Source organism: Enterococcus sp. DJ147D b (genome assembly GCF_058216655.1).
This window is the reverse complement of the sequence record NZ_CM177104.1, coordinates 1,427,846-1,453,798: the sequence shown is the minus strand read 5'-3', so window position 1 is coordinate 1,453,798 and position 25,953 is coordinate 1,427,846. Positions and strand designations below refer to the sequence as shown.

Here is a 25,953-nt window from a genome sequence, read left to right as displayed (position 1 = left end):
CATAGCCACATTATAAAGAGTATTTATAAGTACGTCAAATAAATGAAAGAGATATCTATTCTATCTTTTTATTTCAATTGAAAACGTGTATAATAAAAATAACTTAACAAAAAGTGTTTAAATTGAATTAAAGTTCGTGTAAAGGGGTAGTTTGATGAAGAGTGATTTACAAATTTCACAGGAAACTGACTTAAAACCGATTGTTGAGATAGCAGATAAAGTGAATCTTGGCTATGAAGACTTGGAACTGTATGGAAATTACAAAGCAAAAATAAATTTTTCGGCAATTGAGGGGCTAAAAGAAAAGCAGGATGGCAAATTGATTTTGGTCACATCAATTAATCCAACTCCTGCGGGGGAAGGAAAGTCAACTGTTACAGTTGGCTTAGGAGATGCACTAAATCAGATCAATAAGCAGGCAGCAATCGCTTTAAGAGAACCTTCGTTAGGACCCGTCATGGGGATTAAAGGTGGGGCAGCTGGCGGTGGTTACGCACAAGTTTTACCAATGGAAGATATCAATCTACACTTTACTGGCGATATGCACGCTATTACAAGTGCGAATAATGCACTGTCAGCTTTTTTAGACAACCATATCCATCAAGGAAATGAATTACAGATTGATGCCAGACGTGTGATTTGGAAACGAGTGGTTGACTTGAATGATCGCGAGTTACGGCAGGTGATTGTCGGTTTAGGTGGACCAATCCAAGGTGTACCAAGAGAAGATGGCTTTGATATTACTGTAGCCAGTGAAATCATGGCAATTTTGTGTTTAGCCACTGACTTAGATGACTTAAAGGCGCGACTATCGCGTATCGTTATTGGTTATACTTTTGACAAAGAACCTGTCACTGCAGGTGACTTAAAAGTAGAGGGAGCTTTAGCTTTACTGCTAAAAGATGCGTTAAAACCAAATTTAGTTCAAACGATTTATGGAACACCTGCGTTTATTCATGGGGGACCGTTTGCCAATATTGCCCATGGATGTAATAGTATTTTAGCGACTAAAACAGCTTTGAAATTAGCTGATTATGTGGTTACGGAAGCAGGATTTGGTGCGGATTTGGGTGCGGAGAAGTTTCTTGATATCAAAGTTCCTAATTTGAAGAAAGCACCAGATGCAATTGTAATTGTTGCAACGATTCGTGCGTTAAAAATGCACGGAGGCAAACAAAAGTCAGAATTACTTGAAGAGGATTTATCTGCTTTGAAGGCTGGATTTGTTAATTTGAAACGCCACATTGAAAATATGCGTTTGTACGATATTCCTGTGATTGTAGCAATCAATGAGTTTGTTACGGATACGAAAGCGGAATTTGCTTTGCTAGAGGAGTTATGTGAAAACCAAGGTATCTTAGCTAAACGTGTCAGTGTATGGGAACAAGGAGCACTTGGTGGTGTGGATTTGGCGAAAGCTGTAGTAGACCTAATTGCTGAACAAACAGCTGACTATCAACCGTTGTATCAATCAACTGCGACGATTATGGAGAAGGCAGAGACAATCGTCAAAAAGATTTATGGTGGTCGAGGTGTTCAATTTAGTAAAAAAGCACAGAAACAAATCGAGGAGTTTGAAAAAAATGGGTGGAGTGACTTACCAGTCTGTATGGCAAAAACGCAGTATTCATTTTCAGATGATCCAACGTTGCTTGGAGCACCAACTGATTTTACGATTACGATTCGAGAATTTGTTCCAAAATTGGGAGCTGGTTTTTTAGTAGCGCTCACGGGTGATGTGATGACGATGCCGGGATTGCCAAAAAAACCTGCAGCGTTAAATATGGACGTAACAAATCAAGGAGAAGTCATCGGTTTGTTTTAATATTCAATGAATGATTCAAAAAAGTGGAAGGTATGACAAAAGTTTTGTCAGGCCTTCTTTTTCTTTTTCATTGTTGAGTTTTAAGTTATACTAAAGCATAATAGGAGGGGCATTATGAAAATAAAATTCACCAGAAAAACTGGTTTTTATGGAATGGGAAGTTCTATTCGACTACAAATTAATGGAAAATCTATTTACTTAAATCAGCAAGACAGTGTGGAAGTAGAGGTAGCCGCTCCACTAACGATGCAAGTATCGTTTTTTTGGTTAAAAAGTGCAGTTTATCAAATAGCATTGCCGAAAGATGCGTATGTTATTACGATGAACTTACTTCTATTGCAATTGTATCCGGTACTTTTTTTCTTCACGAGTTTGAGTGCCATTTATTTTAGTAATCTATTCTATAGCTTGGTAGCTGTCATTGGCATGATTGGCTTCTTTTTCTTCATTAAAAACCAAGCTTATGTCATCAAGGAGGACACTAGTGAGTATGAGTAACTCTGATGTATTTTTAAGTAGCTTCAATCGTATTGAGAAATGGATGCGTGAAGAAATGGGGAACACGCGTAATATGGGCTTTACCGAATTAGTCCGCCGATTGGCTCGCAAAAAAGGGTCGATGGTGCGTAAATATGAAGAAGATTTATTTCAAATGGCGCAATTAAGAAACGCAATTGTTCACGAAAGAATTTCTGAAGACTTTGTCATTGCAGAGCCAAATGACTGGGCAGTTGATAAGATTCAAGTCATTGAGGAGGCATTGATCCGTCCAGCTACGGTGTTACCAAAGTTTGCGAAGAAAGTGACTGGTTTTGATAAAAATATTCCTTTACTTGATTTGTTAGAGACGATTGCTCAAAAACGCTATTCACAATTTCCACTGTATAACAAGGGAAAATTTGAAGCATTGATCACTTTACGAGCGATTGGGTTTTGGTTGGCGAAAGAAAGCCAACAGGGAGTGATTGACTTAACGCGAAAGCAAGCCAAAGATTTGATTATTGGTGATGGGAAATATACAAACTATCAATTTGTTTCTGCAAACACGAAGATCTACGAAGTTGAGTTGATGTTTCGTGAACAAGGTACACTGGAAGCGGTATTGATTACAAAAGATGGAAACCCTGATGGTAATCTATTAGGGATTATTCGACCAAAAGATATTTTTAAACAAGTAGAAAAGGATTGATCGTGTGTTAATTATATATTGGATAGTTAGTGGCGCTTTGATTGCAGTAGATCAATGGGTCAAATGGTGGATTACAAGTAACTTAGCATTAGGAGAAACACAATCAATGATTCCTGGTGTTTTATCGCTGAATCATATTCGGAATACGGGAGCCGCGTGGAGTATGCTAGAAGGAAAGATGTGGTTCTTTACTGTGGTGACAGTCGTTGCTGTTATAGCAATCATGTATCTAATGATCAAAAATCGGCAGACAGGTAGCCGCTGGTTTATGACTGGTTTGGCATTGATCTTAGCTGGCGCGATTGGAAACTTTATTGATCGTGTTCGTTTAGGTTATGTAGTAGATATGTTCCAAACAGATTTTATGAATTTCCCAATATTCAATGTCGCAGATATTTCATTAGTTTGTGGTGTGATTTGCATATTGATATATATTATTTTAGATGAAAAGGATCAAGTGAAAAAATGACAGAATTAAGAGCAAAAATTGAACAAGAAACAGGGCGGATTGACAAAGTTTTAACGGGATTATTTCCTGATTATAGTCGTTCTCAAATCCAACTTTGGTTAAAAGAAGGCGTGGTTGCTGTAAATGGTCAACCAGTTAAGGCAAATTATAAGGTGAAAGCAAAGGATGAGCTTTTTGTAGCGATTCCTGAACCGGAAACGCTAGATGTCATTGCGGAAGACATTCCGTTAGCAATTGTTTATGAGGACGAAGATGTGGCAGTTATCAATAAGCCACAAGGTATGGTGGTCCACCCTTCAGCTGGGCACAGCCATGGAACTTTGGTGAATGCATTGATGTATCATGTCAAAGATTTGTCTTCCATCAATGGTGTGATTCGTCCCGGGATCGTCCATCGAATTGACAAAGATACTTCTGGTTTGTTGATGGTAGCTAAGAATGACCAAGCACATGAATCATTGGCTAAACAATTAAAAGACAAGACTTCTTTACGTAAATATGTCGCATTGGTTCATGGTGAAATTTCACACGATAAGGGAACAATCAATGCACCGATTGGTCGGTCAAAAGTCAATCGTAAGATGCAAGCTGTTCGTGAAGATGGAAAATCTGCTGTTACGCATTTTACTGTACTAGAACGTTTTGAAGGATTTACTTTGGTTGAGCTAAAATTAGAAACAGGACGTACACACCAAATTCGCGTACACATGCAATATATTGGTTTTCCCTTGGCAGGTGATCCTGTATATGGACCAAAGAAAACTTTACCAGGAAATGGTCAGTTCCTCCATGCACAAATGCTAGGGTTCACACATCCTGTCACAGGTCAAGAAATGGTCTTTGAAGCACCACTTCCTGAAGTGTTTGAAAAAACTTTAGAAAAATTAAGAAAAAGTCATTGATTTTTTATGTTAGCAACGGTATAGTATTAACAACGAAAAGCTTAAACGAAAATTAAATAGTAATCCTTTAAGTTTAGTCCCGTGAGGCTAAGAAGGGTGTGAGTAATCGACCATATGGTGCGCTATATGAGAGATGCTCAAGACGAAGTATAGCTAACAGTGTAACTGTATCAGCTATCTATGAACGTACCAAATTGTACAATCAGTCTAAACATACCTCCTGTCCTCTTAGGGCAGGAGTTTTTTTATGCAAAAAAATGGAGGGAAACATCATGCAAACCAAAGAAGTAGTCGATCAAGTAACAATGAAACGAGCGTTGACACGAATTACTTATGAAATCATTGAAAGAAATCACAGCATCGAAGATATCGTTTTAGTGGGAATCAAAACACGAGGGATTTATATTGCTGCTCGGATTGCCGAACGATTGAAACAGTTGGAAGACATCGAAGTTCCAGTTGGTGAGTTGGATATCACTTTGTATCGTGATGACAAAAAAGAACTGGCAGAAGGACCTGAACTACATTCATCAGATGTGCCAGTTTCCTTAGAAGGAAAAGAAGTTATCTTGATTGATGACGTGCTTTACACCGGTCGCACGATTCGAGCAGCAATGGATGCAATCATGGACTTAGGTCGACCAAGAAAAATTTCATTAGCTGTCCTAGTCGATCGTGGCCATCGCGAACTACCGATTCGAGCAGACTATGTTGGCAAAAACATTCCAACATCAAAAGCAGAAGAAATTCTGGTAGAGATGCAAGAGCTTGATGGACAAGATCGTATCATGATTTTAAAAGAGGAAGAATAGGGGAAGAGATATGTCAGAGAAAAAAGAATTTCATAATGATAGTGTCGTATTAGACATTCATGACCGTCCAAAATTAGGCCATTGGGTTGGGTTGAGTTTACAGCATTTATTCACGATGTTTGGCGCAACAGTTTTAGTACCGATTTTAGTCGGGATCGACCCAGGGATTGCGTTAGTCAGTTCAGGACTAGGAACACTGGTTTACTTGTTTACAACGAAGGGAAAAATTCCAGCTTACTTAGGAAGTAGCTTCGCCTTCATTGCAGCGATGCAAATGTTGATGAAAACAGATGGTTACCCAGCGATTGCGCAAGGGGCAATCACTACTGGATTAGTTTACTTGATCGTCGCGTTGATCATCAAAAAAATCGGTGCAGCATGGCTTGATCGAATCTTACCACCAATCGTTGTTGGGCCAGTAATCATGGTTATCGGATTGGGATTGGCAGCAAATGCCGCAAATAATGCAATGTACAACGATGGCAATTACGATTTTAAATACATTGCTGTAGCGCTAATCACGTTAGGTTTGACGATTTTCTTCAACATGTTCTTACGCGGATTTCTTGGATTGATTCCAATTTTGTTAGGAATCGTAAGTGGCTACATTGTTGCCTTACTCTTTGGGATTGTTGATACGCAACCAATCGCAGATGCGGCCTGGTTTGCTTTACCAAACTTTGAAATTCCATTTGTTCAATATGAACCAAAACTATACTTAGGTGCAATTACAACAATGGCGCCAATCGCATTTGTTACGATGACAGAGCATATCGGTCACTTGATGGTACTGAACAAATTAACACGCAGAAACTTCTTTGAAGAGCCTGGTTTGCATAAAACATTGATGGGTGACGGTTTAGCACAAATCGTTGCAGCATTTGTCGGTGGCCCTCCAGTTACAAGTTATGGAGAAAACATTGGCGTGTTAGCAATCACACGAGTGCACAGCGTATTTGTGATTGGTGGAGCAGCATTCTTCGCAGTCATCTTAGGATTTGTCGGGAAACTGAGTGCCTTGATCTTGAGCATCCCTGGACCTGTTATTTCAGGAATCAGTTTTATCTTGTTTGGAGTTATCGCAGCTAGCGGGATGAAAATCTTGATTGAGAACAAAGTAGATTTTGATAAAAAGAAAAACTTATTGATTGCAGCAGTCATCTTGGTTGTCGGTATCGGAGGCTTAGTCTTCCAAGTAGGAACATTCACGTTATCAGCAATGGCATTAGCAACTGTCCTTGGTATCATTTTAAATCTTATCTTACCAGAAACTTCACGTAGCGAAGAAAACTAGGAGGAACATTCATGATCATCCAATCAGAACGTATCAGTTTAAAACATTTATTAACCGTTGAAGCACTAACAGACCAAGAAGTTATGGGCTTGATTCGTCGCGGGCAAGAGTTCAAACAAGGGGCAAAATGGACACCACAAAAGAGCCAATATTTTGCAACTAACTTATTTTTTGAAAATAGTACAAGAACACATAAAAGTTTTGATGTAGCTGAGAAAAAGCTGGGATTAGAAGTAATCGAGTTTGAAGCAAGCACAAGCTCAGTTTCAAAAGGAGAAACACTTTACGATACGGTTTTGACAATGTCCGCATTAGGAGTAGATGTTGCAGTCATCCGTCATGGAGATGAAAACTACTATGAAGACTTGATTCAAAGTAAAACGATTCAATGTTCGATTATCAACGGTGGAGATGGAAGTGGACAGCATCCAACACAATGCTTACTAGATTTGATGACGATTTACGAAGAATTTGGCCATTTTGACGGATTGAAAGTAGCTATCGTTGGTGACATCACACATTCACGTGTCGCAAAATCAAACATGCAAATGTTGAAACGCCTAGGTGCACAAGTTTTCTTCTCTGGGCCAGAAGAATGGTATGACAATGAATTTGAAGTTTACGGGCACTACTTGCCATTGGATGAATTACTCGACCAGGTAGATGTAATGATGATGCTCCGAGTACAGCATGAGCGTCATGATGGAAAAGAAAGTTTCTCAAAAGAAAGCTATCACCAAGAACATGGTTTAACTGTTGAACGGGCGAAGAAAATGCAAAAACATGCAATTATCATGCACCCAGCACCCGTCAATCGTGACGTTGAACTAGCCGATTCATTAGTTGAGGGATTACAGTCACGAATTGTTCAACAAATGAGCAATGGCGTATTTGTCAGAATGGCAATTCTAGAGGCAGTACTAAACGGAAAAGCGTAAAAGTAGGAGGACGAAGACATGAAAACACTCATTAAAAACGGTCAAATCATTACACGAAAAAATGAAACAACACCTGCAGAAATTTGGATTGAAGAAGGAAAAATCAAAGCAATTGGTACGGGATTTTCTGAGACTGAATTTGATGAAGTGTTTGACGCAAAAGGACAACTCATCACACCAGGACTTGTCGACGTACATGTTCATTTAAGAGAGCCTGGTTTTACGTATAAAGAAACGATTGAAGCAGGAACAAAAGCAGCAGCACATGGTGGATTTACTACAGTGTGTGCAATGCCTAACCTAGATCCTGTACCTGATACTGCTGAAAAACTAAGCCAAGTCTATGAAATCATCAAGCGAGATGCAGTAGTGAAAGTTTTACAGTATGCACCAATTACTGAAAAACTCCGAAGTGAAGTTTTAGTCGATCAAGAGGCGCTGATTGACGCAGGTGCTTTTGCGTTCACCAATGATGGTGTTGGTGTACAGACGGCAGGCACGATGTATCTAGCAATGAAAGAAGCTGCAAAAAATAATAAAGCACTGGTTGCCCATACTGAAGATGAGTCCTTATTATTCGGCGGCGTCATGCATGCGGGCGAAAAAGCCGAAGAATTGGATTTGCCGGGAATTTTAAGTGCAACTGAATCTTCACAAATTGCGAGAGACTTAATTTTAGCGGAAGAAACAGGTGTCCATTACCACGTCTGTCATGTCTCAACCAAAGAAAGTGTTCGGATCATCCGCGACGCGAAAAAGGCTGGTGTTCATGTCACAGCTGAAGTTTCGCCACACCATTTGCTTCTGATTGATGAGGATATTCCAGAAGATTTTGGTTTTTGGAAGATGAATCCGCCGCTACGTGGGCGCGAAGATCGCGAAGCACTGATTGAAGGATTACTTGATGGAACAATTGATTGTATCGCGACAGATCATGCCCCTCATGGTCTAGAAGAAAAGAGTCAAAGCTTCTTGAAATCGCCATTTGGAATCGTTGGAAGCGAAACAGCCTTTCAGTTGATTTATACTCATTTTGTTGAAACTGGTATTTTTACACTAGAACAAGTCATTGGCTGGCTAGCGGTTAAACCAGCAGCGATTTTTAACTTGAACGCTGGTACACTAACCATTGGTGCGCCGGCAGATATTGCAGTGTTTGATATCGAACACGAGTATAAAATTGCGAAAGAAGACTTCTTGTCAAAAGGTGAGAATACACCATTCGTTGATTGGACGGTCAAAGGGGAAACATTGTTGACATTCGTTGACGGAAAAATTGCTTGGCAAAAGGAGGTCTAGGAGCAGTATGGATCGATTACTGATTTTAGAAGATGGAACTGTATTTGAAGGACAAGCCTTTGGAGCAGATGCAAATGTTTTTGGTGAAATTGTTTTCACGACAAGTATGACTGGGTATCAAGAAACGATTACAGACCAAAGTTTTAATGGTCAAATCATTACCTTCACTTATCCAATGGTCGGAAATTATGGTGTGAACCGAGATGATTACGAGTCGATTTCGCCGACTTGTAAGGGTGTTGTCGTGAAAGAACATGCGCGAGTGGCTTCAAACTGGCGCAATCAAATGACGTTAGATGCGTTTTTGAAACAAAAAGGGATTCCGGGAATCTCGGGAATCGATACAAGAGCTTTAACGCGGAAAATTCGTGAAGTTGGAACGATGAAAGCAAGTATTGTTGATGCAGGTGATAGCTTTGAACACGCATTTGATCAATTAAAAGCGACTGTTTTAGCAACGAATCAAGTCCAGCAAGTGTCAACCAACAAACCTTATCCAAGTCCTGGAACGGGGAGAAATGTGGTTGTCATTGATTTTGGGTTGAAACATAGTATCTTGCGCGAATTAAGTAAACGAAATTGTAATTTAACAGTCATGCCTTATAATACTGAAGCAAAAACGATTCTTGAACTTGCTCCCGATGGTGTGATGCTGACAAATGGACCAGGCGATCCGAAAGATGTGCCTGAAGCAATCAAGATGATTCAAGAAATACAAGGAAAAGTACCAATTTTTGGTATTTGTTTAGGGCACCAATTGTTTGCACTAGCTAATGGTGCAGACACGTATAAAATGAAATTTGGTCATCGAGGATTAAATCATCCAGTACGAGAAATTGCGACAGGGAGAATTGATTTTACTTCACAGAACCATGGCTATGCTGTTAATGAAAACACGATTGATCTGAATAAACTAATGGTCACTCATATTGAAGTGAACGATGGAACAGTGGAAGGGATTCGCCATCGCGATTACCCTGCTTTTAGTGTGCAATTTCACCCTGATGCAGCACCAGGACCACACGATGCACTACACTTATTTGATGAATTTATGGAAATGATGGATGCAGGAAGGGAGCAATAAGAATGCCAAAACGGACAGATATCAAAAAAATCATGGTGATTGGCTCGGGGCCAATCATCATCGGTCAAGCAGCCGAATTTGATTATGCTGGAACGCAAGCTTGTCTTGCACTAAAAGAAGAAGGCTATGAGGTTGTTTTAGTCAACTCAAATCCTGCAACGATTATGACAGATCAAGAAATTGCAGATCAAGTCTACATCGAACCAATAACATTAGAATTTGTTTCACGCATTTTAAGAAAAGAACGTCCAGATGCACTGCTTCCAACACTAGGTGGACAAACAGGTTTGAACATGGCGATGGAATTAGCTGAATCAGGAATTTTAGAGGAACTTCATATTGAACTTCTGGGTACGAAGCTTTCAGCAATCGACCAAGCAGAAGACCGAGATTTGTTCAAAAAATTAATGGAAGACTTAAAGCAGCCGATTCCCGAATCAGAAATCGTGACAACGGTTGAGGATGCCGTTGCTTTTGCAAATAAAATTGGCTATCCAATCATTGTCCGACCTGCGTTTACCCTTGGAGGTACAGGTGGTGGAATGTGTGAAAATGAAGAAGAATTGCGAATGACTGCAGAAAATGGCTTAAGTTTATCACCAGTTACGCAATGCTTGATCGAACGCAGTATTGCTGGGTACAAAGAAATCGAATACGAGGTCATGCGTGATTCAGCTGATAATGCAATTGTTGTTTGTAACATGGAAAACTTTGATCCAGTGGGTATCCACACAGGCGATTCCATTGTTTTCGCACCAAGCCAAACATTATCTGATCATGAATATCAAATATTGCGCGATGCTTCACTTTCGATTATTCGCGCATTGAAAATTGAAGGTGGTTGTAACGTCCAGCTTGCTCTTGATCCACATAGCTTCAATTATTATGTGATCGAAGTCAATCCACGCGTTTCACGATCTTCTGCACTAGCAAGTAAAGCGACGGGTTATCCTATTGCAAAATTAGCGGCAAAAATTGCATTGGGTTTGACTTTAGATGAAATGAAAAATCCAGTAACTGGAACAACTTATGCAGAATTCGAACCAGCTTTAGACTATGTGGTTGCAAAAATCCCACGTTGGCCATTTGATAAATTTGAAAATGGAGAACGCGTATTGGGAACACAAATGAAAGCAACAGGTGAAGTCATGGCAATTGGTCGTAACATCGAAGAGTCACTGCTCAAAGCCGTTCGTTCTCTTGAAATCGGGACACATCACCTTGAGCTTCCAGAACTGGTAAACGTGAATGAAGATCAGCTAATTGAAAAAATGGTTCGAGCACAAGATGATCGTCTGTTTTATGTTGCTGAGGCTTTACGCCGGGGTTACCCAATCGAAGAAATCGCTGAGTTAACAAAGATTGATCTCTTTTTCTTAGATAAACTACTTCATATCATTGAAATTGAAGCCCAATTACAAGAAGAACCTTCTAATTTAAGACTGTTGAAATTAGCAAAGAAAAACGGTTTTACAGACAAAAAAATTGCACAGTTATGGCAGACAACACCAGAAAAAATTCGTGAACTTCGAAAAGAAAACCAATTGTTGCCCGTCTACAAAATGGTAGACACTTGTGCAGCTGAATTTGAATCGAACACGCCTTATTTTTATAGCTCGTACGAATTTGAAAATGAAAGTAGCCGCTCAGGCAAACCTTCTGTTTTAGTACTTGGATCTGGTCCCATTCGGATTGGTCAAGGGGTGGAGTTTGACTATGCAACGGTTCATTCAGTAAAAGCAATCCAACAAGCAGGATATGAAGCCATTATTATGAATAGCAATCCAGAAACAGTTTCCACAGATTTCTCCGTTTCAGACAAGCTATATTTTGAACCACTGACTTTTGAAGATGTGATGAATGTAATTGAGTTAGAGCAACCAATTGGCGTTATCGTTCAGTTTGGTGGACAAACGGCAATCAATTTAGGTGAGCCACTAGCAAAGGCTGGTGTGAAAATTTTAGGAACAACGATTGAAGATTTGGATCGAGCAGAAAATCGTGATTTATTTGAACAAGCGTTACAAGAACTAAAGATTCCGCAACCACTAGGAGACACAGCGACAAGCAAGGAAGAAGCTGTAAAAATCGCAACGATGATTGGTTATCCTGTTTTAGTTCGTCCGAGTTATGTGCTCGGCGGACGGGCGATGGAGATTGTAGAAAATCAGCGTGACTTAGAGGATTATATGGAACATGCTGTGAAAGCCTCACCTGAGCATCCTGTTTTGATTGATCGTTACTTAATAGGCGGTGAATGCGAAGTTGATGCAATCTGTGATGGAGAAACTGTCCTGATTCCCGGAATTATGGAACATATTGAGCGTGCTGGGGTCCATTCAGGTGACTCAATGGCAGTGTACCCACCACAAACCTTATCAGAAGAAATCAAAGCAACAATTGAAGATTACACGAAACGATTAGCGTTAGGACTAAACTGTATCGGGATGATGAATATCCAATTTGTTATCCATGAAGAAAAAGTTTATGTGATCGAAGTCAATCCCCGTGCAAGCCGTACCGTACCATTTTTAAGTAAAGTAACTGGGATTCCAATGGCACAAGTAGCAACCAAAGCTATTTTGGGTCAAAGTTTGCGGGAATTAGGTTATGAAACAGGTCTTTATCCAGAAACCGAAGATGTCCATGTCAAAGCACCTGTCTTCTCATTTACGAAGTTACAAAAGGTCGACACATACTTAGGACCAGAAATGAAATCAACTGGTGAGGTCATGGGATCTGATCGAAACTTAGATAAAGCTTTGTATAAAGCTTTCCGAGCAGCTGGTTTAAATCTGCCAGACTATGGTGCAGTTCTCTTTACGATTGCAGACGAAACAAAAGAAGAAGCATTAGGCTTAGCTAAACGCTTTGCAGAGATTGGTTACAGCTTATTAGGTACGAAACACACAGCAGAATTTTTCCGGAACAACGGGTTAATCGTTACGACAGTAGCAAAAATTTCAGAAACAACAACAGAAGAAAATGTAGTCGATATCATTCGGACAGGAAAAGCACAAGTAGTTGTGAACACGATTGATAAAGACCGCGGGAATGCGTCAAAAGATGGCTTTATTATTCGACGCGAATCAGTCGAACACGGCGTACCACTCTTTACGTCACTTGATACAGCAGACGCAATCGTCCGAGTGATGGAGTCACGGGCGTTCTCAACAAAAGCAATTTAAAAACGGTTCGCCTCATTCACTTAGCTCCGAAGAAGTAATTGACAACGAATAGAATCATTTTGATCGTTTCTGACTAGTTGTGCGTTGCTCTGAGGAGCTGTTTTGTGAAAAAGGTTGAGTACAAAAAAGTTCAGCAATAAGTTTTAACAGAGTCGATAAGTATAGGAGTGTGGATATGAAACAAGAAGTTATGGAAATCATTCAACAAAATCAGTTAGCACCACGAATTTTCGAGCTGACACTAAAGGGTGAACTAGTTCAAGAGATGAAGCGTCCGGGTCAATTTATTCATATCCGTGTTCCTAGAGCCGACTTGTTATTACGCAGACCAATTAGTTTAAATAAAATCGATCCAAGCACGAATACTTGTCGAATCATTTATCGTGTAGAAGGTGACGGAACCAAATCATTTTCAACGTTGACGGCAGGCGATACGCTAGATGTGATGGGGCCGCTTGGAAACGGGTTTGACTTAACGGGCTTAAAAGCTGGGGATTGTGCATTTATCATTGGCGGCGGTATCGGAATTCCGCCATTATATGAATTATCTCATCAACTGAAAGCAAAAGGTGTCAAGGTCAAACACTTTTTAGGTTTTGCGTCAGCGGATGTCATGTATGACGAAGAAAAATTCCGGCAACTGGGAGAAACAAAAATCGCAACAGATGATGGTTCAGCAGGCGTTAAAGGAAATGTAGGCAATCTTTTATTAGCGGAAGAAAATAAGAAACCAGATGCAGTATTTGCTTGTGGTGCAAACGGAATGTTAAAAGCGGTTGAGCATTTTTTCCATACCCATCCTAATGTTCAACTTTCTTTAGAATCACGCATGGCGTGTGGAATCGGTGCTTGTTATGCATGTGTGTGTCATAAGGCAGAAGACGAAACAAAAAGTGTGAAAGTCTGTGATGAAGGTCCGATTTTCAAAGCGGGAGAGGTGATTCTATGACATTACCATCATTAGCAGTAAAAATACCAGGACTTGAATTGAAAAATCCAATTATGCCTGCCAGTGGCTGTTTCGGTTTTGGAAAAGAGTATGGGCAGTATTATGATTTGAATCAATTGGGCTCAATCATGGTTAAGGCAACGACACCTAAAGCTAGATTTGGTAATCCGACACCTCGTGTTGCTGAAACCCCATCAGGTATGCTGAATGCAATCGGCTTACAAAATCCAGGACTAGAAACTGTGATGAATGAGCTATTGCCTGAATTAGAAAAATATCCTGACCTACCAATTATTGCCAATGTAGCAGGGGCGTGCGAAGAAGATTATGTGGAAGTCTGCGGGAAAATTGGTGACGCACCTAATGTAAAAGCAATCGAATTGAACATTTCTTGCCCAAACGTAAAGCACGGAGGTATTGCGTTTGGTACAGATCCTGATGTCGCTTTTCAGCTGACACAGGCGGTAAAGAAAGTTGCTAAGGTTCCGATCTATGTCAAATTATCGCCCAACGTTACTGATATCGTTCCCATTGCTTTAGCGATTGAAGCAGGTGGAGCAGACGGGTTTACCATGATTAACACACTCTTAGGAATGCGTATCGATTTAAAGACAAGAAAACCGATTTTAGCGAATCAAACAGGCGGTCTTTCTGGCCCAGCAATTAAACCAGTTGCTATTCGCTTGATTCATCAAGTCGCAGGTGTTTCTAAACTGCCGATTATTGGTATGGGTGGTGTTCAGACGGTTGATGATGTATTAGAAATGATTATGGCGGGTGCAAGTGCAGTCGCAGTTGGAACGGCCAATTTTACAGATCCATATATTTGCCCAAAATTGATTGATGCTTTACCTCAGCGAATGGCTGAACTAGGTATTTCATCATTGGAACAACTTATTCAAGAAGTTAGAGAGGAGCGCCAACAATGAATCAGCGACCGATTGTTGCTTTAGACTTTTCAAACCGAAACGAAGTAGAACAATTTTTACAATTATTTCCCGAGGAGGAAAAACTATTTGTTAAAATTGGAATGGAACTCTTTTATCAAGAAGGGCCAGCGATTGTCCGTTGGTTAAAAGAATTAGGACACGAGGTATTTTTAGATTTGAAATTACATGATATTCCCAATACAGTTGAAAAAGCAATGCGTGGTTTAGCGAAGCTAGGCGTTGATATCACTTGTGTACATGCCGCCGGAGGAATCCGAATGATGGAAGCTGCGATGCGTGGGTTAGTATCAGGAACACCAGAAGGGAAACAACGACCATTATTATTAGCAATCACTCAGCTGACTTCGACAAGTGAAGAAGAAATGCATCATGATCAACTGATTGAAGTACCCTTAGAAGAAAGCGTGATCCATTACGCGACTTGCGCACAGGAAGCAGGGTTAGATGGTGTCGTCTCTTCCGCACTGGAAGTAACTAAAATCAAAGATGCTACAACTGCTGAATTTGTCTGTTTGACACCCGGTATCCGACCACAAGGTGCAGATATTGGCGATCAAACGCGAGTGGTGACGCCAAAGCGGGCACGAGAAATTGGTGCAAACTTTATCGTAGTTGGGCGTCCAATTACACAAGCAGAAAATCCTTACGAAGCTTACCAAACAATAAAAAACGAATGGAGCGAACACTAATGACTGTTGAAACATTGATTGCAAAAGACTTACTAGAAATTGAAGCAGTATTCTTGAACCCAACACAACCATTTACTTGGGCAAGTGGATTGAAAAGCCCAATTTATTGTGATAATCGTATCACGATGAGTTATCCTAAGGTTCGCCAGGAAATTGCAAATGGTTTAGCCAAAAAAATCAAAGCAGAATTTCCAGAAGTCGAAGTAATTGCTGGAACAGCAACAGCAGGTATCCCGCACGCTGCTTGGGTTGCAGATATCCTTGATTTACCAATGGTTTACATTCGCAGCAAAGCAAAAGATCATGGCAAAGGAAATCAAATCGAAGGTCGAATTTTCGAAGGTCAAAAAATGGTTGTCATTGAAGATTTGATTTCAACCGGTGGCAGCGTGTTAGAAGCTTGTGAAGCAGCAACACGTGAAGGTGCCAATGTGCTAGGTGTAGCAGCAATTTTTACTTATGAATTATCCAAAGGATTAACGAATTTTTCCCAAGCAAAGATACCTTTGATCACATTAACTAATTATTCAACATTAATTGAAACAGCACGTGAAGCAAATTACATCAATGAAGAAGAATTGGATTTGCTAAAAAGTTGGAAAAAAGATCCAGAAAACTGGAATGCTTAATAAAAAGACGATAACAACTATTTTCATAGTGTTGTCGTCTTTTATATTAGAGTTTTGCTCCGTCTGTCGGTAACTGAAATCGTTCAATAATTGGTTTGATTTCATATTATCATTTTTGATGATTGATTGCTGATGCCAGTCTGTTTATTATACTGGATGTTCGTTGATTTATAAACAGGTGTTCATAAAGGAGAAAAAATGAAGCTATTAATTTATGGTGCAGGCATTCAAGGAAGTTATCTTACACATATTCTTACTAAAAATAAAGAGAATGAAGTAACGATCCTTGCTAGAGGAAAGACGAAGGAACAGCTAGAAACAAATGGACTTGAGTTAAAACACGTTATTCAGATGAAAAGAACAGTAGATACAATCAAAATAATCTCAAGACTAGAGCCAACAGATAAGTATGATTTGATTTTTGTCACAATGAAATACAATGATTTTGATTCTGTGATTGAATCAATTGCTGCGAATCACAGTCAAAGAGTGATTTTTGTTGGTAATCAAATGAATCCAGAAATTTTAAAAGAAAAAATCGTTCAAAAAGATCCAGCTAAACAAGTCTTTTTTGGTTTTCAAAATACTGGTGGAACAAGGGAAGGAAACTTAATTATGATTTTACGTTTCAATGGAGGCAAAATGAAAGTCTACCTTGATCCCGATGATTCCCTAATGCCCCAACTTTTAAAGCAAATTTTTGCTCAAACGAATTATCAATGGCAATCAGATCCTACCTTATTTGATTGGCTAAAAAGTCATGCGGCATTGATTATGGTGCTGAATAGCTTAGATCTTATTTATCGACAAAAAATGAAAAATAAACAAGAAATGAATCATATATTTTCTATAACAGCTTTAGCTTTTAAAGAAGCATTTACTGTCTTAGAAGAAAATGGGTATCCAATAGTACCAAAGATTCAGAAAAATTTATTGGGAAATAAATTTCTGACAAAGATTGGTTTGAAACGAATGTTTGCCACACCATTGATGGCATCTGCTCAAGGTAGTTATGCAGAAATCGAGTTGATTATTTGTTCCTTTGAAGCGTTCAAAAAAGAAACGGGTACGAAAACACCCAATCTTGATCAACTAATTAAAATCGCTGCACATGACAAACAGTAAAAAGGTGTTATCCAAAGAGAGGAATATATTTATTCCGAAAAGTGAAAACAACTCAAATCAAAACGAAACAAATCAATAAAAATTGAAACAAATTCTTTAATCGGTATCTCTTATTCTAAAATAATGGTACAAATACATTTTGTAAAACTTGTGATAAATAAAAGTTAAAAACTGGTAGTTTTAGTTCTTTGTAATTGCATGATATAAAGAGTAAATGCTATGATTGTTGGAAAAGTATGGAGGAGAGATGGCAACATGGGCTTAAATGAATATCTTTTAGGATTAAACAATTTAGAAAAAATTATTCGTGCGCCTGGCTTCTTCAAGCACACTGAACACACGGTAGCTGCACATTCGTTTCGAGTAGCATCAATCGCACAAGTTTTAGGTGATATCGAAGAAGCCAATGGGCAGGCGATTGATTGGAAACTGTTATATGAAAAATCATTGAATCACGATTACACAGAACGCTTTATTGGTGACATCAAAACACCTGTAAAGTATGCAAATAAAGAACTACGTGGGATGCTACACACAGTTGAAGAAAAAATGACTGATGAATTTATCAATCAAGAAATCCCAACAGAATTTCAAGAAATTTATCGTCGTCGATTATTTGAAGGAAAAGATGACACGATTGAAGGAGAGTTGCTCGCAATCGCGGACAAAGTGGATTTGCTTTATGAATCATTTGATGAAATCAGCAAGAATAATCCTGAAAAAGTTTATCGCGAAATGTTTATTGAATCGATTTTAACCATTAAAGAATTCGATCATCGACCAAGCGTAAACTATTTCTTTGATTTTATCTTTCCAGAATTGTTGAACCAAGAATTTTTTGGAAAAGAAGAGTTTTTAGCAGATATTTCCGCCGCTTTACAAAGAAAAAAACGAACGAACTAACTTTTATGAAAAGACTCAGGAGGACGTAAGCGTTGAAAAAAAATATGGATGTTGAATGGGGCTACTCGGGCGAGCGAGGACCAGAGAATTGGGCAAGTTTATGCGATTGGTTTGCGAAAGGAGCAGAGTTTTCCTTGCAATCACCCATCCCGCTTGTTACTTGTCAAGAAGTAAGTGATGTGAAAGAAACGATTTCTTTTCACTATCAATGTCAAAAATTCACAGATAAAGAATTTAAAAACACGATCCACTTAGTACCATTTGACCAAATCAGTTATGTCGAATATCAAGGTGAAAAATTTTATTTGACAGATATCCATTTCCATCTGCCTTCTGAGCACATTATAAATGGGAAACATGAAGACATTGAATTTCATTTTGTCCACACGAATCATCGTCAAGAAAACTTGGTTGTTGGAGTCATGTATGAGCTGCGAAGCGAGGATGGTTGGTTTTATGATCGCAATCATGAAGAACGCTGGGATTTAGCTGCACATGAACATTGGATGAATCCAGTTGTGTTTTTCCCTGAAAAGAAGAGCCACTATCATTATGTTGGCTCATTAACTACACCACCAACTGCAGGACCTATCCAGTGGTTTGTTATGGATCAAGTTGGCCAATTAAATCAAGAATTCTTGACGCCATTTGAAGGGCAGTATGCACAGCCTAACAATCGTCCGCTCCAAGCGCTTAATGATCGTAAAATTGACTATTTTGAGGGGTCAAATACATGAATATTCAACAAATGAAGTACGTGATTGCTGTTGCGAATAATGGTAGTTTTCGAGAAGCGGCTAAGAAGTTATTTGTTTCACAACCTAGCTTGTCTACAGGAATCAAAGAATTAGAGACAGAATTAGGGATCAATTTGTTTACTCGCACAAATCGAGGAGCATACTTAACTGAAGCAGGACAAGATTTCCTGCAACGTGCTGAAAAAATTTTACTTCAATTAGAATCACTTGAAAGTTATTATCAAACTAGTGAAACACGTGAAATGTTTTCAGTAGCTTCTCAGCATTATGACTTTTTGGGACCATTGATTGCAAAAATGATGACAGAATTCAATCAAGAAATCAAACAATTCAGAATCATGGAAACGACGACTGCAAAAGTGATTGAAGAAGTAAGAGAACAGCACAGTGAAGTAGGCGTACTATACATGAATGAAAAAAATCAAGCTGGGATCATGCGTTATTTACAGCAAGGTGAGCTAGTTGCCAGAACGATTCATACATTTTCCACGCATATTTTTTTGAGACAAGGACACCCATTAGCAAAACAAGCAGAAATCCATAAAAAAGAGTTGTTAGCATATCCTCAAGTTCGTTTTACTCAAGATGGTAATAATTTCCCCTATTTTTATGAAGATCTAATTGAGATTCCTGCACAAGAATCCGTTGTTTATACCAGTGATCGTGGCACGCTGATGAACTTGGTATTAGAAACAGATGCTTATGCTTCTGGATCAGGAATTGTTATTGGTGGCATCAAAGACCAAATAAAGCTTATTCCATTAGCAGATAGTCAACCAAATCAACTCTGTGTTATTCATTCTGGCAAACGTACGCTAAGTGTAGAAGCACAGCATTTTATTCACAGATTAACAAATTTGTTGATGAATGAAGGAACACACAAAAAATAATTTCGTTAATATTTTAGCCAGTAAAAAGCCGAGACCATTCATCGTCTCGGCTTTTTACTATTGTTTTTTCATTTTTATTATTGCTTCTTCAACAGGAGTCACGATAATCGTTTTTTGATTTTCATAAATAACGAATCCGGGTTTAGAACCATTTGGCTTACGGATATGTTTCACTTGAACCAAGTCTACAGGAACTTGTGCTGAATAACGATATTTTGAAAAGTAAGCAGCTAATTCTGCAGCTTGTGTAATCGTTTCATCAGAAGGATCGTTACTTTTGATAATCACATGTGAGCCTGGAATATTTTTTGCGTGGAGCCAATAATCGGTTTTTTTAGCAGTTTTCATTGTTAATAAATCATTTTGCAAGTTATTTTTTCCAACGAGAATCTGAGTACCATCTTCAGCAAAATAGACATCTGGTTGAGAAGGTTTCTTTTTCTTCTGTTTTTTAGCAGATTTCTTTTTAAAGTATCCTTGATCAGTTAATTCTTCTTTGATTGCCTCAATATCCATGGGACCTGCAATTTCAAGTTGGGCTAAAACGGAATCGAGATATTGAATTTCGTCTTTTGCTTCTTGGATTTGTTGACCAATTAGTTTAACAGCATTCTTTAGTTTCTGATAACGATGGAAATACTTTTGTGCGTTTTGATTAGGTGTTAATGCAGGGTCAAGTTTAATGGTCAAAGGTTGATCTGCTTCGTAGTAATTCGGCAAGGTGACTTCTGTTGCACCACGTGGGACTTGAGTCATAAAAGTGGTCAGTAGTTCGCCATTACGACGAAAATCTTCCGCGTTTTCGGAATCTTTTAATGTTTGTTCACGTTTTTTTAATTTATTTTGATTTCGTTTACGTTCATTTTCCATTTTACGGATCAATTCGCTACCTTGCTGTTTGGCGCGGTCTTTTTCTGCCTTATCGTGATAAAAGCCATCAAGCAAAGCACTCAAGGTTGAATAATTTGTTACTTGATCCGCAGTTGTTTCGATTGATTGATAGGAAATAGGTGTAAAGAATTCTTTATTTTTTGCTTCATAAAGAGTAGGAGAAAGTTTAGTATCTAACTGCTGAAAAAAGTTTTCCCAAACAACCATTTTTTTATTGGGTTGTTCAGTTAAACGACTTGCTAATTCTTGCGCTGTATCAAAACCAAGTCCTTGAAAATGTTGCTGTAAAATTTTTGGTGTTAGTTCTAACTGAGAAAGACGTTGAAAGATTTTTTCTTTTTCTGCTGAAAATGGATTTAATTGTTCTTGTTTCGGTGGGGCAACATAAGTGACACCGGGAATCAGTGAACGATAAGTATTTTGAGAGCTTCCGATATGTTTGATAGCATCTAGAATTTTCCCGGTTTCACGATTGACTAACACAATTGTGCTATGCCGACCCATCAGCTCAACAATCAAAACAATATTTTGTAGATCACCTAGTTCATCTCGTTTTGTAAAATGAAAATGAATGACACGGTCATTTTCAACCTGTTCGATTGTTTCCAACAAAGCACCGTCAAGATGTTTTCTTAACATCATTACAAAGTTAGGAGGCGTATCAGGATTCTGATAATCAATTTGCGTAATCTGAATTCGTGCATAGCTAGGATGAGCAGATAATAGCAAGCGGTGATTGGCTCCGCGAGAGCGAATAACTAAAATGATTTCATTTTCATAAGGTTGGTGAATTTTAGAAATTCGACCAGATAATAAGGTATCACGCAACTCACTAACCATTGCGTGGGTAAAAACACCATCAAAGGACATAGTTCTTCCTCTTTTCTTTTCATAATTAGTTTCATTATAACGAAAAACAATCAGAAAGACCAATGACGGTGTAACGTTAGTAACGATTTCGTCTTTTTCATTGAAAACTTCTAGTGATTGACTTATGAAAAAGAACTTATATTTTGTATAAATAGAAAAAGTTTCGAGTAAAGATACGAATTTTTTCGTCAAAATACTTATTTATTAGGTATAATAAAGAAAATGAATAAGTAACATCGAAGGAGAAGAAACGAGGTGTTTGTTATCTGGGGAGAAATAAAAGAAAAAATACAAGAAAGCTGGATAGAATTTGCTGATGCATTTGCAGAAAATCCAGTCAAATATTTTTGGCGTGTTGGTGGCCTACTTTTTTTAGCAGTGTTGTTAGCAGGATCAATGATTTTCTTACCTGAGAAAATCAAGGCAGATCAAGTAGATAGTTTGGTCTATTCAACGATTACCTCTGATAAAGTCAAAAGGTTTGATTACAGTAATGCCAAGCAAACAATCACTGATAGCAAAGCGATATCAGTCATGTTTTGCGTACCAAAAGGCAAAAACTATGAACAAGTCTTGACTATTTTAAATGATTCAAAAAAAATGGAAGAATTGAATCGCCAAATTTATTTTTACCCTCTCGTCTATGACGTAGCCAAAGAAGAAAAAGAGTATGGGATCAATAGGGAGCAAATAACATTTATCTTTTTTGATGGAGGTAAAGAGACGAACCGAGTCGTGATTGGCGCAGATGGCATCACAGATGTTTCAAACGAATTAGTACCGGAATTAAATCGTCTTCCATTAGCAAATATTAAAAAGCTTGAACTTGAAATGACAACAGACTCAACACAATAATTTACACAATGTGAATATTTCTATTGACGAATAAAAAAATTTCAATTAGACTTAAATCAAATATTTGACGAAAGGGTGAACCACAATGAACTTATCAGACCAAGCTTTACTAGGAAACAATTATGCATGGCGTAACTGGCGTAGATGAGTTGTATTGATGGCGAACTTTCCCATAGATACGACTTTTTAGAGAACAATCTAAAGTTTGTATCTATGCTAGACAAGAAATTTGACTACCGCATAGAGACTTCTATGCGGTTTTTTGTGTACTAAGGACAATGCCGTAACAGGAATTGTCCTTTTTTTGTTGGGTTTGCTTAATAATAAGACAATTTATCGATACATTGTTATCGTTCATAGCAAAAATAACTAGTTATTAACAGGAGGAGAAAATGAAAAATAAACGATTGATAGCGGTCGTAGCGCTACTGGGAATCTACTTAGTCGGTAGTTTTATCTACGAAAAAATGGGTGAAACCAAAAATGGAACGCCCACAACAACGGAAGTAAAAGAAATCGGTGTTTTACAATATGTCAGTCATCCAGCATTAGATGAAATTTATCGTGGAATCAAAGATGGATTGAAAGAAGAAGGCTTGGTGGAAGGAGAGAACCTTAAAATAAACTTTCAAAATGGTCAAGCTGATCAAAGTAAATTAGCAACGATGAGCCAACAACTTGTTCAAGCAAATCCAGCGGCATTGATTGGAATTGCAACGCCTGCAGCACAAGCGTTAGCAAATACTACAAGCGATATTCCAGTAGTATTGGGTGCTGTAACAGATCCAGTTGGGGCAGGATTAGTTGAGTCATTAGATAAACCTGGGAAAAATGTGACTGGTGTTTCTGATCAGCCACCTGTAAGTGCTCAAATCCAACTAGCAACAACTTTGTTACCACAAGCCAAAAGAATCGGGATCCTTTATGCGTCATCGGAAGATAATTCTAAGTATCAAGTTGCACAAGCCGAAGATGCTGCCAAAAAAGCTGGGTTAACTGTGACAAAATATGCAGTGCCTTCAACCAATGAGATTGCACAGACAGTTCAAGTCATGAGTCAATCTGTTGATGTTATCTATATACCTTTGGATAACACGATTGCTAACGCGATGCAAACAGTAATCAAGGAAGCAGATAAAGCGCAAATCCCTGTTATCCCATCAGTTGATACAATGGTTGAGCAAGGTGGCTTGGCAACAATTGGAATCAATCAATATCAATTAGGTGTTCAAAGTGGCAAAATGGCAGCGAAACTTGCATTAGGGAAAAGTGAAGCAGCAACGACACCTGTTTACACCTTCAATCAAGGCGATATCATCATTAATCAAGAGCAAGCCGATCGCCTAGGTATTACGATTCCTGAAGAAGTAAAAGAAAAAGCTAAAAACGTGACGCAAGAAGTAACGAAATCAACGGAAAGCTCAAAGGAGGAAAACAAATGATCGTATCATCTATTTCACAAGGAATGCTTTGGGCAATTTTGGGTCTGGGCATTTTTATGACTTATCGAATTCTTGATTTTCCTGATATGACAACGGAAGGGTCATTTCCATTAGGTGCAGCGGTTTGTGTGACCGCGATAACGAATGGAATCGCACCGATTTTTGCTACACTTTTAGGCGTGGGAGCGGGAATGATTGCTGGATTGGTAACGGGTTTACTTTATACAAAAGGAAAGATTCCTGTTATTCTTGCTGGAATTCTAGTGATGTCAGGTTTAAATTCAGTGATTTTATATGTGATGAAGACTCCTAATCTATCCTTGTTGAATCGTCCAATTTTACAAGATAGTTTCCAAAAACTCCACTTACCAAATTATTTTGATACAGTTTTGTTGGGTTTGATTGCGTTAGGTGTGATTATCTCTATTTTACTGTTTTTCTTCAATACAGATTTAGGTCAAGGTTATATTGCAACAGGTGATAACGAAACGATGGCTCGCTCTTTGGGAATCAAAACAGATCGGATGAAAATTTTAGGCTTAACGTTATCCAATGGAGTGATTGCTCTTTCTGGTGCATTGATTGCTCAAAATGATGGATATGCAGATGTGAATAAGGGAATTGGTGTAATTGTTATAGGACTTGCTTCAATCATTATTGGTGAAGTGATTTTTCAGGAATTAACATTGGCGGAACGGTTGATTGCAATTGTTGTTGGTAGTATTATTTATCAATTATTGATTTTGATTGTCATTAAGTTAGGTTTTGATACAACTTACTTGAAATTATTTTCAGCAATCATCCTTGCGTTTTGCTTGATGATTCCACAAGTGAAAAAAGCATTGAATCTAAAAACTGGTTTTGAGAAGGAGGCAAAATAAATGGCAGCAATCTTAACCATCAAAAATGGAAAAAAAGTTGTAAATAATGGACTGAATGAAAATAAAGTTTTGCTTGAAGAAATCAATCTCTCAATCAACGAAGGAGATTTTATTACTGTCTTAGGCGGAAATGGAGCAGGAAAAAGTACCCTGTTCAATACGATTGCGGGTACGCTACAACTTTCTCAAGGAAGCATTTTGTTTAAAGATCGAGTGATTACAAAAGATTCTGAAGAAAAACGTGCAGCATTTCTGGCACGTGTGTTTCAAGATCCTAAAATGGGAACAGCACCACGAATGACTGTTGCTGAAAATTTATTATTAGCGCAAAAACGTGGACAAAAACGTCCGTTACAACTACGAAATTTAAAGAAACAAAAAGAATTTTTCTATCAATTATGTGAAGAAGTTGGCAATGGGCTAGAAACCCATTTAGATACGCCAGCAGGTGAACTTTCTGGCGGACAGCGTCAAGCGTTAAGTTTATTAATGGCGACGATTCGAGTACCAGAGCTATTATTATTGGATGAACACACAACAGCTTTAGATCCTAAAACAGCAAAATCATTAATGGAATTAACGAACCGTCGAATCACGGAACAAAAATTAACTTGTTTGATGATCACTCATCGAATGGAAGATGCGCTAAATTACGGAAATCGGTTGATTGTGTTACAAAAGGGACGAATAGTTCAAGATTTGAATGCGCAAGAAAAAGAAAATTTATCAATGAGTGATTTGTTACAATTTTTTGAGGAAGTTCTTGATTAAAAAGAAGATTCTATCAAATTGTTAGCATGAAAAGGGGCCAGAAATAAAAAAATCACATCGTCATTGTCTACGAAACTGTGGAATCTTGTTCAAACTTTTGTACTTTTGATCCTAGTTTAACGAAATAGAATGAAAAGAAAGAGATTAGGAGTTCCAATTATCCTTGCCTCTTTTTAGTTAGTGAGACAGAGTGAAAAAGGAATTGACAAGCTCCTTTCATTCGTCCTATACTTAGTACAATCTAAGACAGTTTAGGCGTTTCGTGAGGTTACACTTTGAGTGAAAATTAAATAAGTTTCATGGGATGCTTTTCGTTTTGTGAATAATTCAAGACATCTTGCCACGTAGTC

The 25,953-nt window shown here is 38.4% G+C and carries 24 protein-coding genes; 23 read left to right on the top strand and 1 reads right to left on the bottom strand.

The genetic code is table 11. The annotated features are described in order from the left end of the window. Positions 1 to 154 precede the first annotated feature (154 nt). The 19 genes from AC4BD1_RS06880 to AC4BD1_RS06790 all read left to right on the top strand — a co-directional run bounded on the left by AC4BD1_RS06880 (position 155) and on the right by AC4BD1_RS06790 (position 19,893). A complete protein-coding gene (locus AC4BD1_RS06880) occupies positions 155 to 1,825 on the top strand; it encodes a formate--tetrahydrofolate ligase (RefSeq protein WP_490466138.1) in 1,671 nt (556 codons plus the stop codon). Between the two features lie 114 nt (positions 1,826 to 1,939). Next, on the top strand, positions 1,940 to 2,323 hold the full coding sequence (locus tag AC4BD1_RS06875; RefSeq protein ID WP_206908223.1) for a hypothetical protein: 384 nt from the start codon (positions 1,940 to 1,942) through the stop codon (positions 2,321 to 2,323). After that, positions 2,316 to 3,014: a CBS domain-containing protein gene (locus AC4BD1_RS06870; RefSeq protein ID WP_490467301.1), complete on the top strand. Its 699-nt coding sequence runs from the start codon at positions 2,316 to 2,318 to the stop codon at positions 3,012 to 3,014. The genes AC4BD1_RS06875 and AC4BD1_RS06870 overlap by 8 nt, the downstream gene beginning before the upstream one ends. Before the next feature lie 4 nt (positions 3,015 to 3,018). Next, positions 3,019 to 3,483 carry a signal peptidase II gene (lspA, locus tag AC4BD1_RS06865; RefSeq protein ID WP_490485377.1) on the top strand — a complete coding sequence of 155 codons (465 nt, stop codon included), beginning with the start codon at positions 3,019 to 3,021 and terminating at the stop codon, positions 3,481 to 3,483. Continuing rightward, positions 3,480 to 4,385, top strand: coding sequence for an RluA family pseudouridine synthase (locus AC4BD1_RS06860; protein WP_490485376.1), 906 nt, complete (start codon positions 3,480 to 3,482; stop codon positions 4,383 to 4,385). The genes lspA and AC4BD1_RS06860 overlap by 4 nt, the downstream gene beginning before the upstream one ends. 272 nt (positions 4,386 to 4,657) lie before the next feature. Next, positions 4,658 to 5,197: a bifunctional pyr operon transcriptional regulator/uracil phosphoribosyltransferase PyrR gene (gene pyrR, locus AC4BD1_RS06855; protein WP_067482259.1), complete on the top strand. Its 540-nt coding sequence runs from the start codon at positions 4,658 to 4,660 to the stop codon at positions 5,195 to 5,197. Between the two features lie 10 nt (positions 5,198 to 5,207). After that, positions 5,208 to 6,491, top strand: a complete 1,284-nt coding sequence (locus AC4BD1_RS06850; RefSeq protein ID WP_206908215.1) for a solute carrier family 23 protein — start codon at positions 5,208 to 5,210, stop codon at positions 6,489 to 6,491. An 11-nt stretch (positions 6,492 to 6,502) separates the two neighbouring features. Continuing rightward, a complete protein-coding gene (locus tag AC4BD1_RS06845) occupies positions 6,503 to 7,429 on the top strand; it encodes an aspartate carbamoyltransferase catalytic subunit (protein WP_067482255.1) in 927 nt (308 codons plus the stop codon). A gap of 18 nt (positions 7,430 to 7,447) precedes the next feature. After that, positions 7,448 to 8,728: a dihydroorotase gene (pyrC, locus tag AC4BD1_RS06840; RefSeq protein WP_206908209.1), complete on the top strand. Its 1,281-nt coding sequence runs from the start codon at positions 7,448 to 7,450 to the stop codon at positions 8,726 to 8,728. 7 nt (positions 8,729 to 8,735) lie between these two features. Then, a complete protein-coding gene (locus AC4BD1_RS06835; protein ID WP_490485375.1) occupies positions 8,736 to 9,812 on the top strand; it encodes a carbamoyl phosphate synthase small subunit in 1,077 nt (358 codons plus the stop codon). A 2-nt stretch (positions 9,813 to 9,814) separates the two neighbouring features. Beyond that, complete coding sequence (gene carB, locus AC4BD1_RS06830) at positions 9,815 to 13,000, top strand: carbamoyl-phosphate synthase large subunit (protein WP_490485374.1); 3,186 nt, start codon at positions 9,815 to 9,817, stop codon at positions 12,998 to 13,000. A 175-nt stretch (positions 13,001 to 13,175) separates the two neighbouring features. Next, a complete protein-coding gene (locus tag AC4BD1_RS06825; RefSeq protein ID WP_490485373.1) occupies positions 13,176 to 13,949 on the top strand; it encodes a dihydroorotate dehydrogenase electron transfer subunit in 774 nt (257 codons plus the stop codon). Continuing rightward, complete coding sequence (locus AC4BD1_RS06820) at positions 13,946 to 14,878, top strand: dihydroorotate dehydrogenase (RefSeq protein WP_206908188.1); 933 nt, start codon at positions 13,946 to 13,948, stop codon at positions 14,876 to 14,878. Before AC4BD1_RS06825 ends, AC4BD1_RS06820 begins: the two co-directional genes overlap by 4 nt. Continuing rightward, positions 14,875 to 15,588: an orotidine-5'-phosphate decarboxylase gene (gene pyrF, locus AC4BD1_RS06815; RefSeq protein WP_490466133.1), complete on the top strand. Its 714-nt coding sequence runs from the start codon at positions 14,875 to 14,877 to the stop codon at positions 15,586 to 15,588. The genes AC4BD1_RS06820 and pyrF overlap by 4 nt, the downstream gene beginning before the upstream one ends. Beyond that, on the top strand, positions 15,588 to 16,217 hold the full coding sequence (gene pyrE, locus AC4BD1_RS06810) for an orotate phosphoribosyltransferase (protein ID WP_206908168.1): 630 nt from the start codon (positions 15,588 to 15,590) through the stop codon (positions 16,215 to 16,217). Before pyrF ends, pyrE begins: the two co-directional genes overlap by 1 nt. Positions 16,218 to 16,415: 198 nt before the next feature. After that, positions 16,416 to 17,342, top strand: coding sequence for a ketopantoate reductase family protein (locus AC4BD1_RS06805; protein ID WP_490485372.1), 927 nt, complete (start codon positions 16,416 to 16,418; stop codon positions 17,340 to 17,342). Positions 17,343 to 17,597: 255 nt separating this feature from the next. Then, entirely contained in the window at positions 17,598 to 18,245 is a 648-nt protein-coding gene (locus AC4BD1_RS06800) for a YfbR-like 5'-deoxynucleotidase (protein WP_206908157.1), read from the top strand. A gap of 32 nt (positions 18,246 to 18,277) precedes the next feature. After that, on the top strand, positions 18,278 to 18,982 hold the full coding sequence (locus AC4BD1_RS06795; protein WP_490485371.1) for a carbonic anhydrase family protein: 705 nt from the start codon (positions 18,278 to 18,280) through the stop codon (positions 18,980 to 18,982). After that, on the top strand, positions 18,979 to 19,893 hold the full coding sequence (locus AC4BD1_RS06790; RefSeq protein WP_206908153.1) for a LysR family transcriptional regulator: 915 nt from the start codon (positions 18,979 to 18,981) through the stop codon (positions 19,891 to 19,893). Before AC4BD1_RS06795 ends, AC4BD1_RS06790 begins: the two co-directional genes overlap by 4 nt. A gap of 57 nt (positions 19,894 to 19,950) precedes the next feature. Here AC4BD1_RS06790 and efbA read toward each other — a convergent pair whose 3' ends face one another. Next, on the bottom strand, positions 19,951 to 21,654 hold the full coding sequence (efbA, locus tag AC4BD1_RS06785) for a fibronectin-binding protein EfbA (RefSeq protein WP_490485370.1): 1,704 nt from the start codon (positions 21,652 to 21,654) through the stop codon (positions 19,951 to 19,953). A 255-nt stretch (positions 21,655 to 21,909) separates the two neighbouring features. Here efbA and AC4BD1_RS06780 point away from each other — a divergent pair, with 255 nt between their 5' ends. The 4 genes from AC4BD1_RS06780 to AC4BD1_RS06765 all read left to right on the top strand — a co-directional run bounded on the left by AC4BD1_RS06780 (position 21,910) and on the right by AC4BD1_RS06765 (position 25,603). Beyond that, positions 21,910 to 22,509, top strand: a complete 600-nt coding sequence (locus AC4BD1_RS06780) for a hypothetical protein (protein ID WP_206908123.1) — start codon at positions 21,910 to 21,912, stop codon at positions 22,507 to 22,509. 392 nt (positions 22,510 to 22,901) lie between these two features. Continuing rightward, the gene (trpX, locus tag AC4BD1_RS06775) at positions 22,902 to 23,951 is read left to right on the top strand and encodes a tryptophan ABC transporter substrate-binding protein (RefSeq protein ID WP_490466127.1); all 1,050 of its coding nucleotides are present in this window, start codon (positions 22,902 to 22,904) and stop codon (positions 23,949 to 23,951) included. After that, positions 23,948 to 24,832 carry an ABC transporter permease gene (locus tag AC4BD1_RS06770; protein ID WP_206899028.1) on the top strand — a complete coding sequence of 295 codons (885 nt, stop codon included), beginning with the start codon at positions 23,948 to 23,950 and terminating at the stop codon, positions 24,830 to 24,832. The genes trpX and AC4BD1_RS06770 overlap by 4 nt, the downstream gene beginning before the upstream one ends. Continuing rightward, positions 24,833 to 25,603: an ABC transporter ATP-binding protein gene (locus AC4BD1_RS06765; RefSeq protein ID WP_490485369.1), complete on the top strand. Its 771-nt coding sequence runs from the start codon at positions 24,833 to 24,835 to the stop codon at positions 25,601 to 25,603. The last annotated feature ends 350 nt before the right edge of the window (positions 25,604 to 25,953 follow it).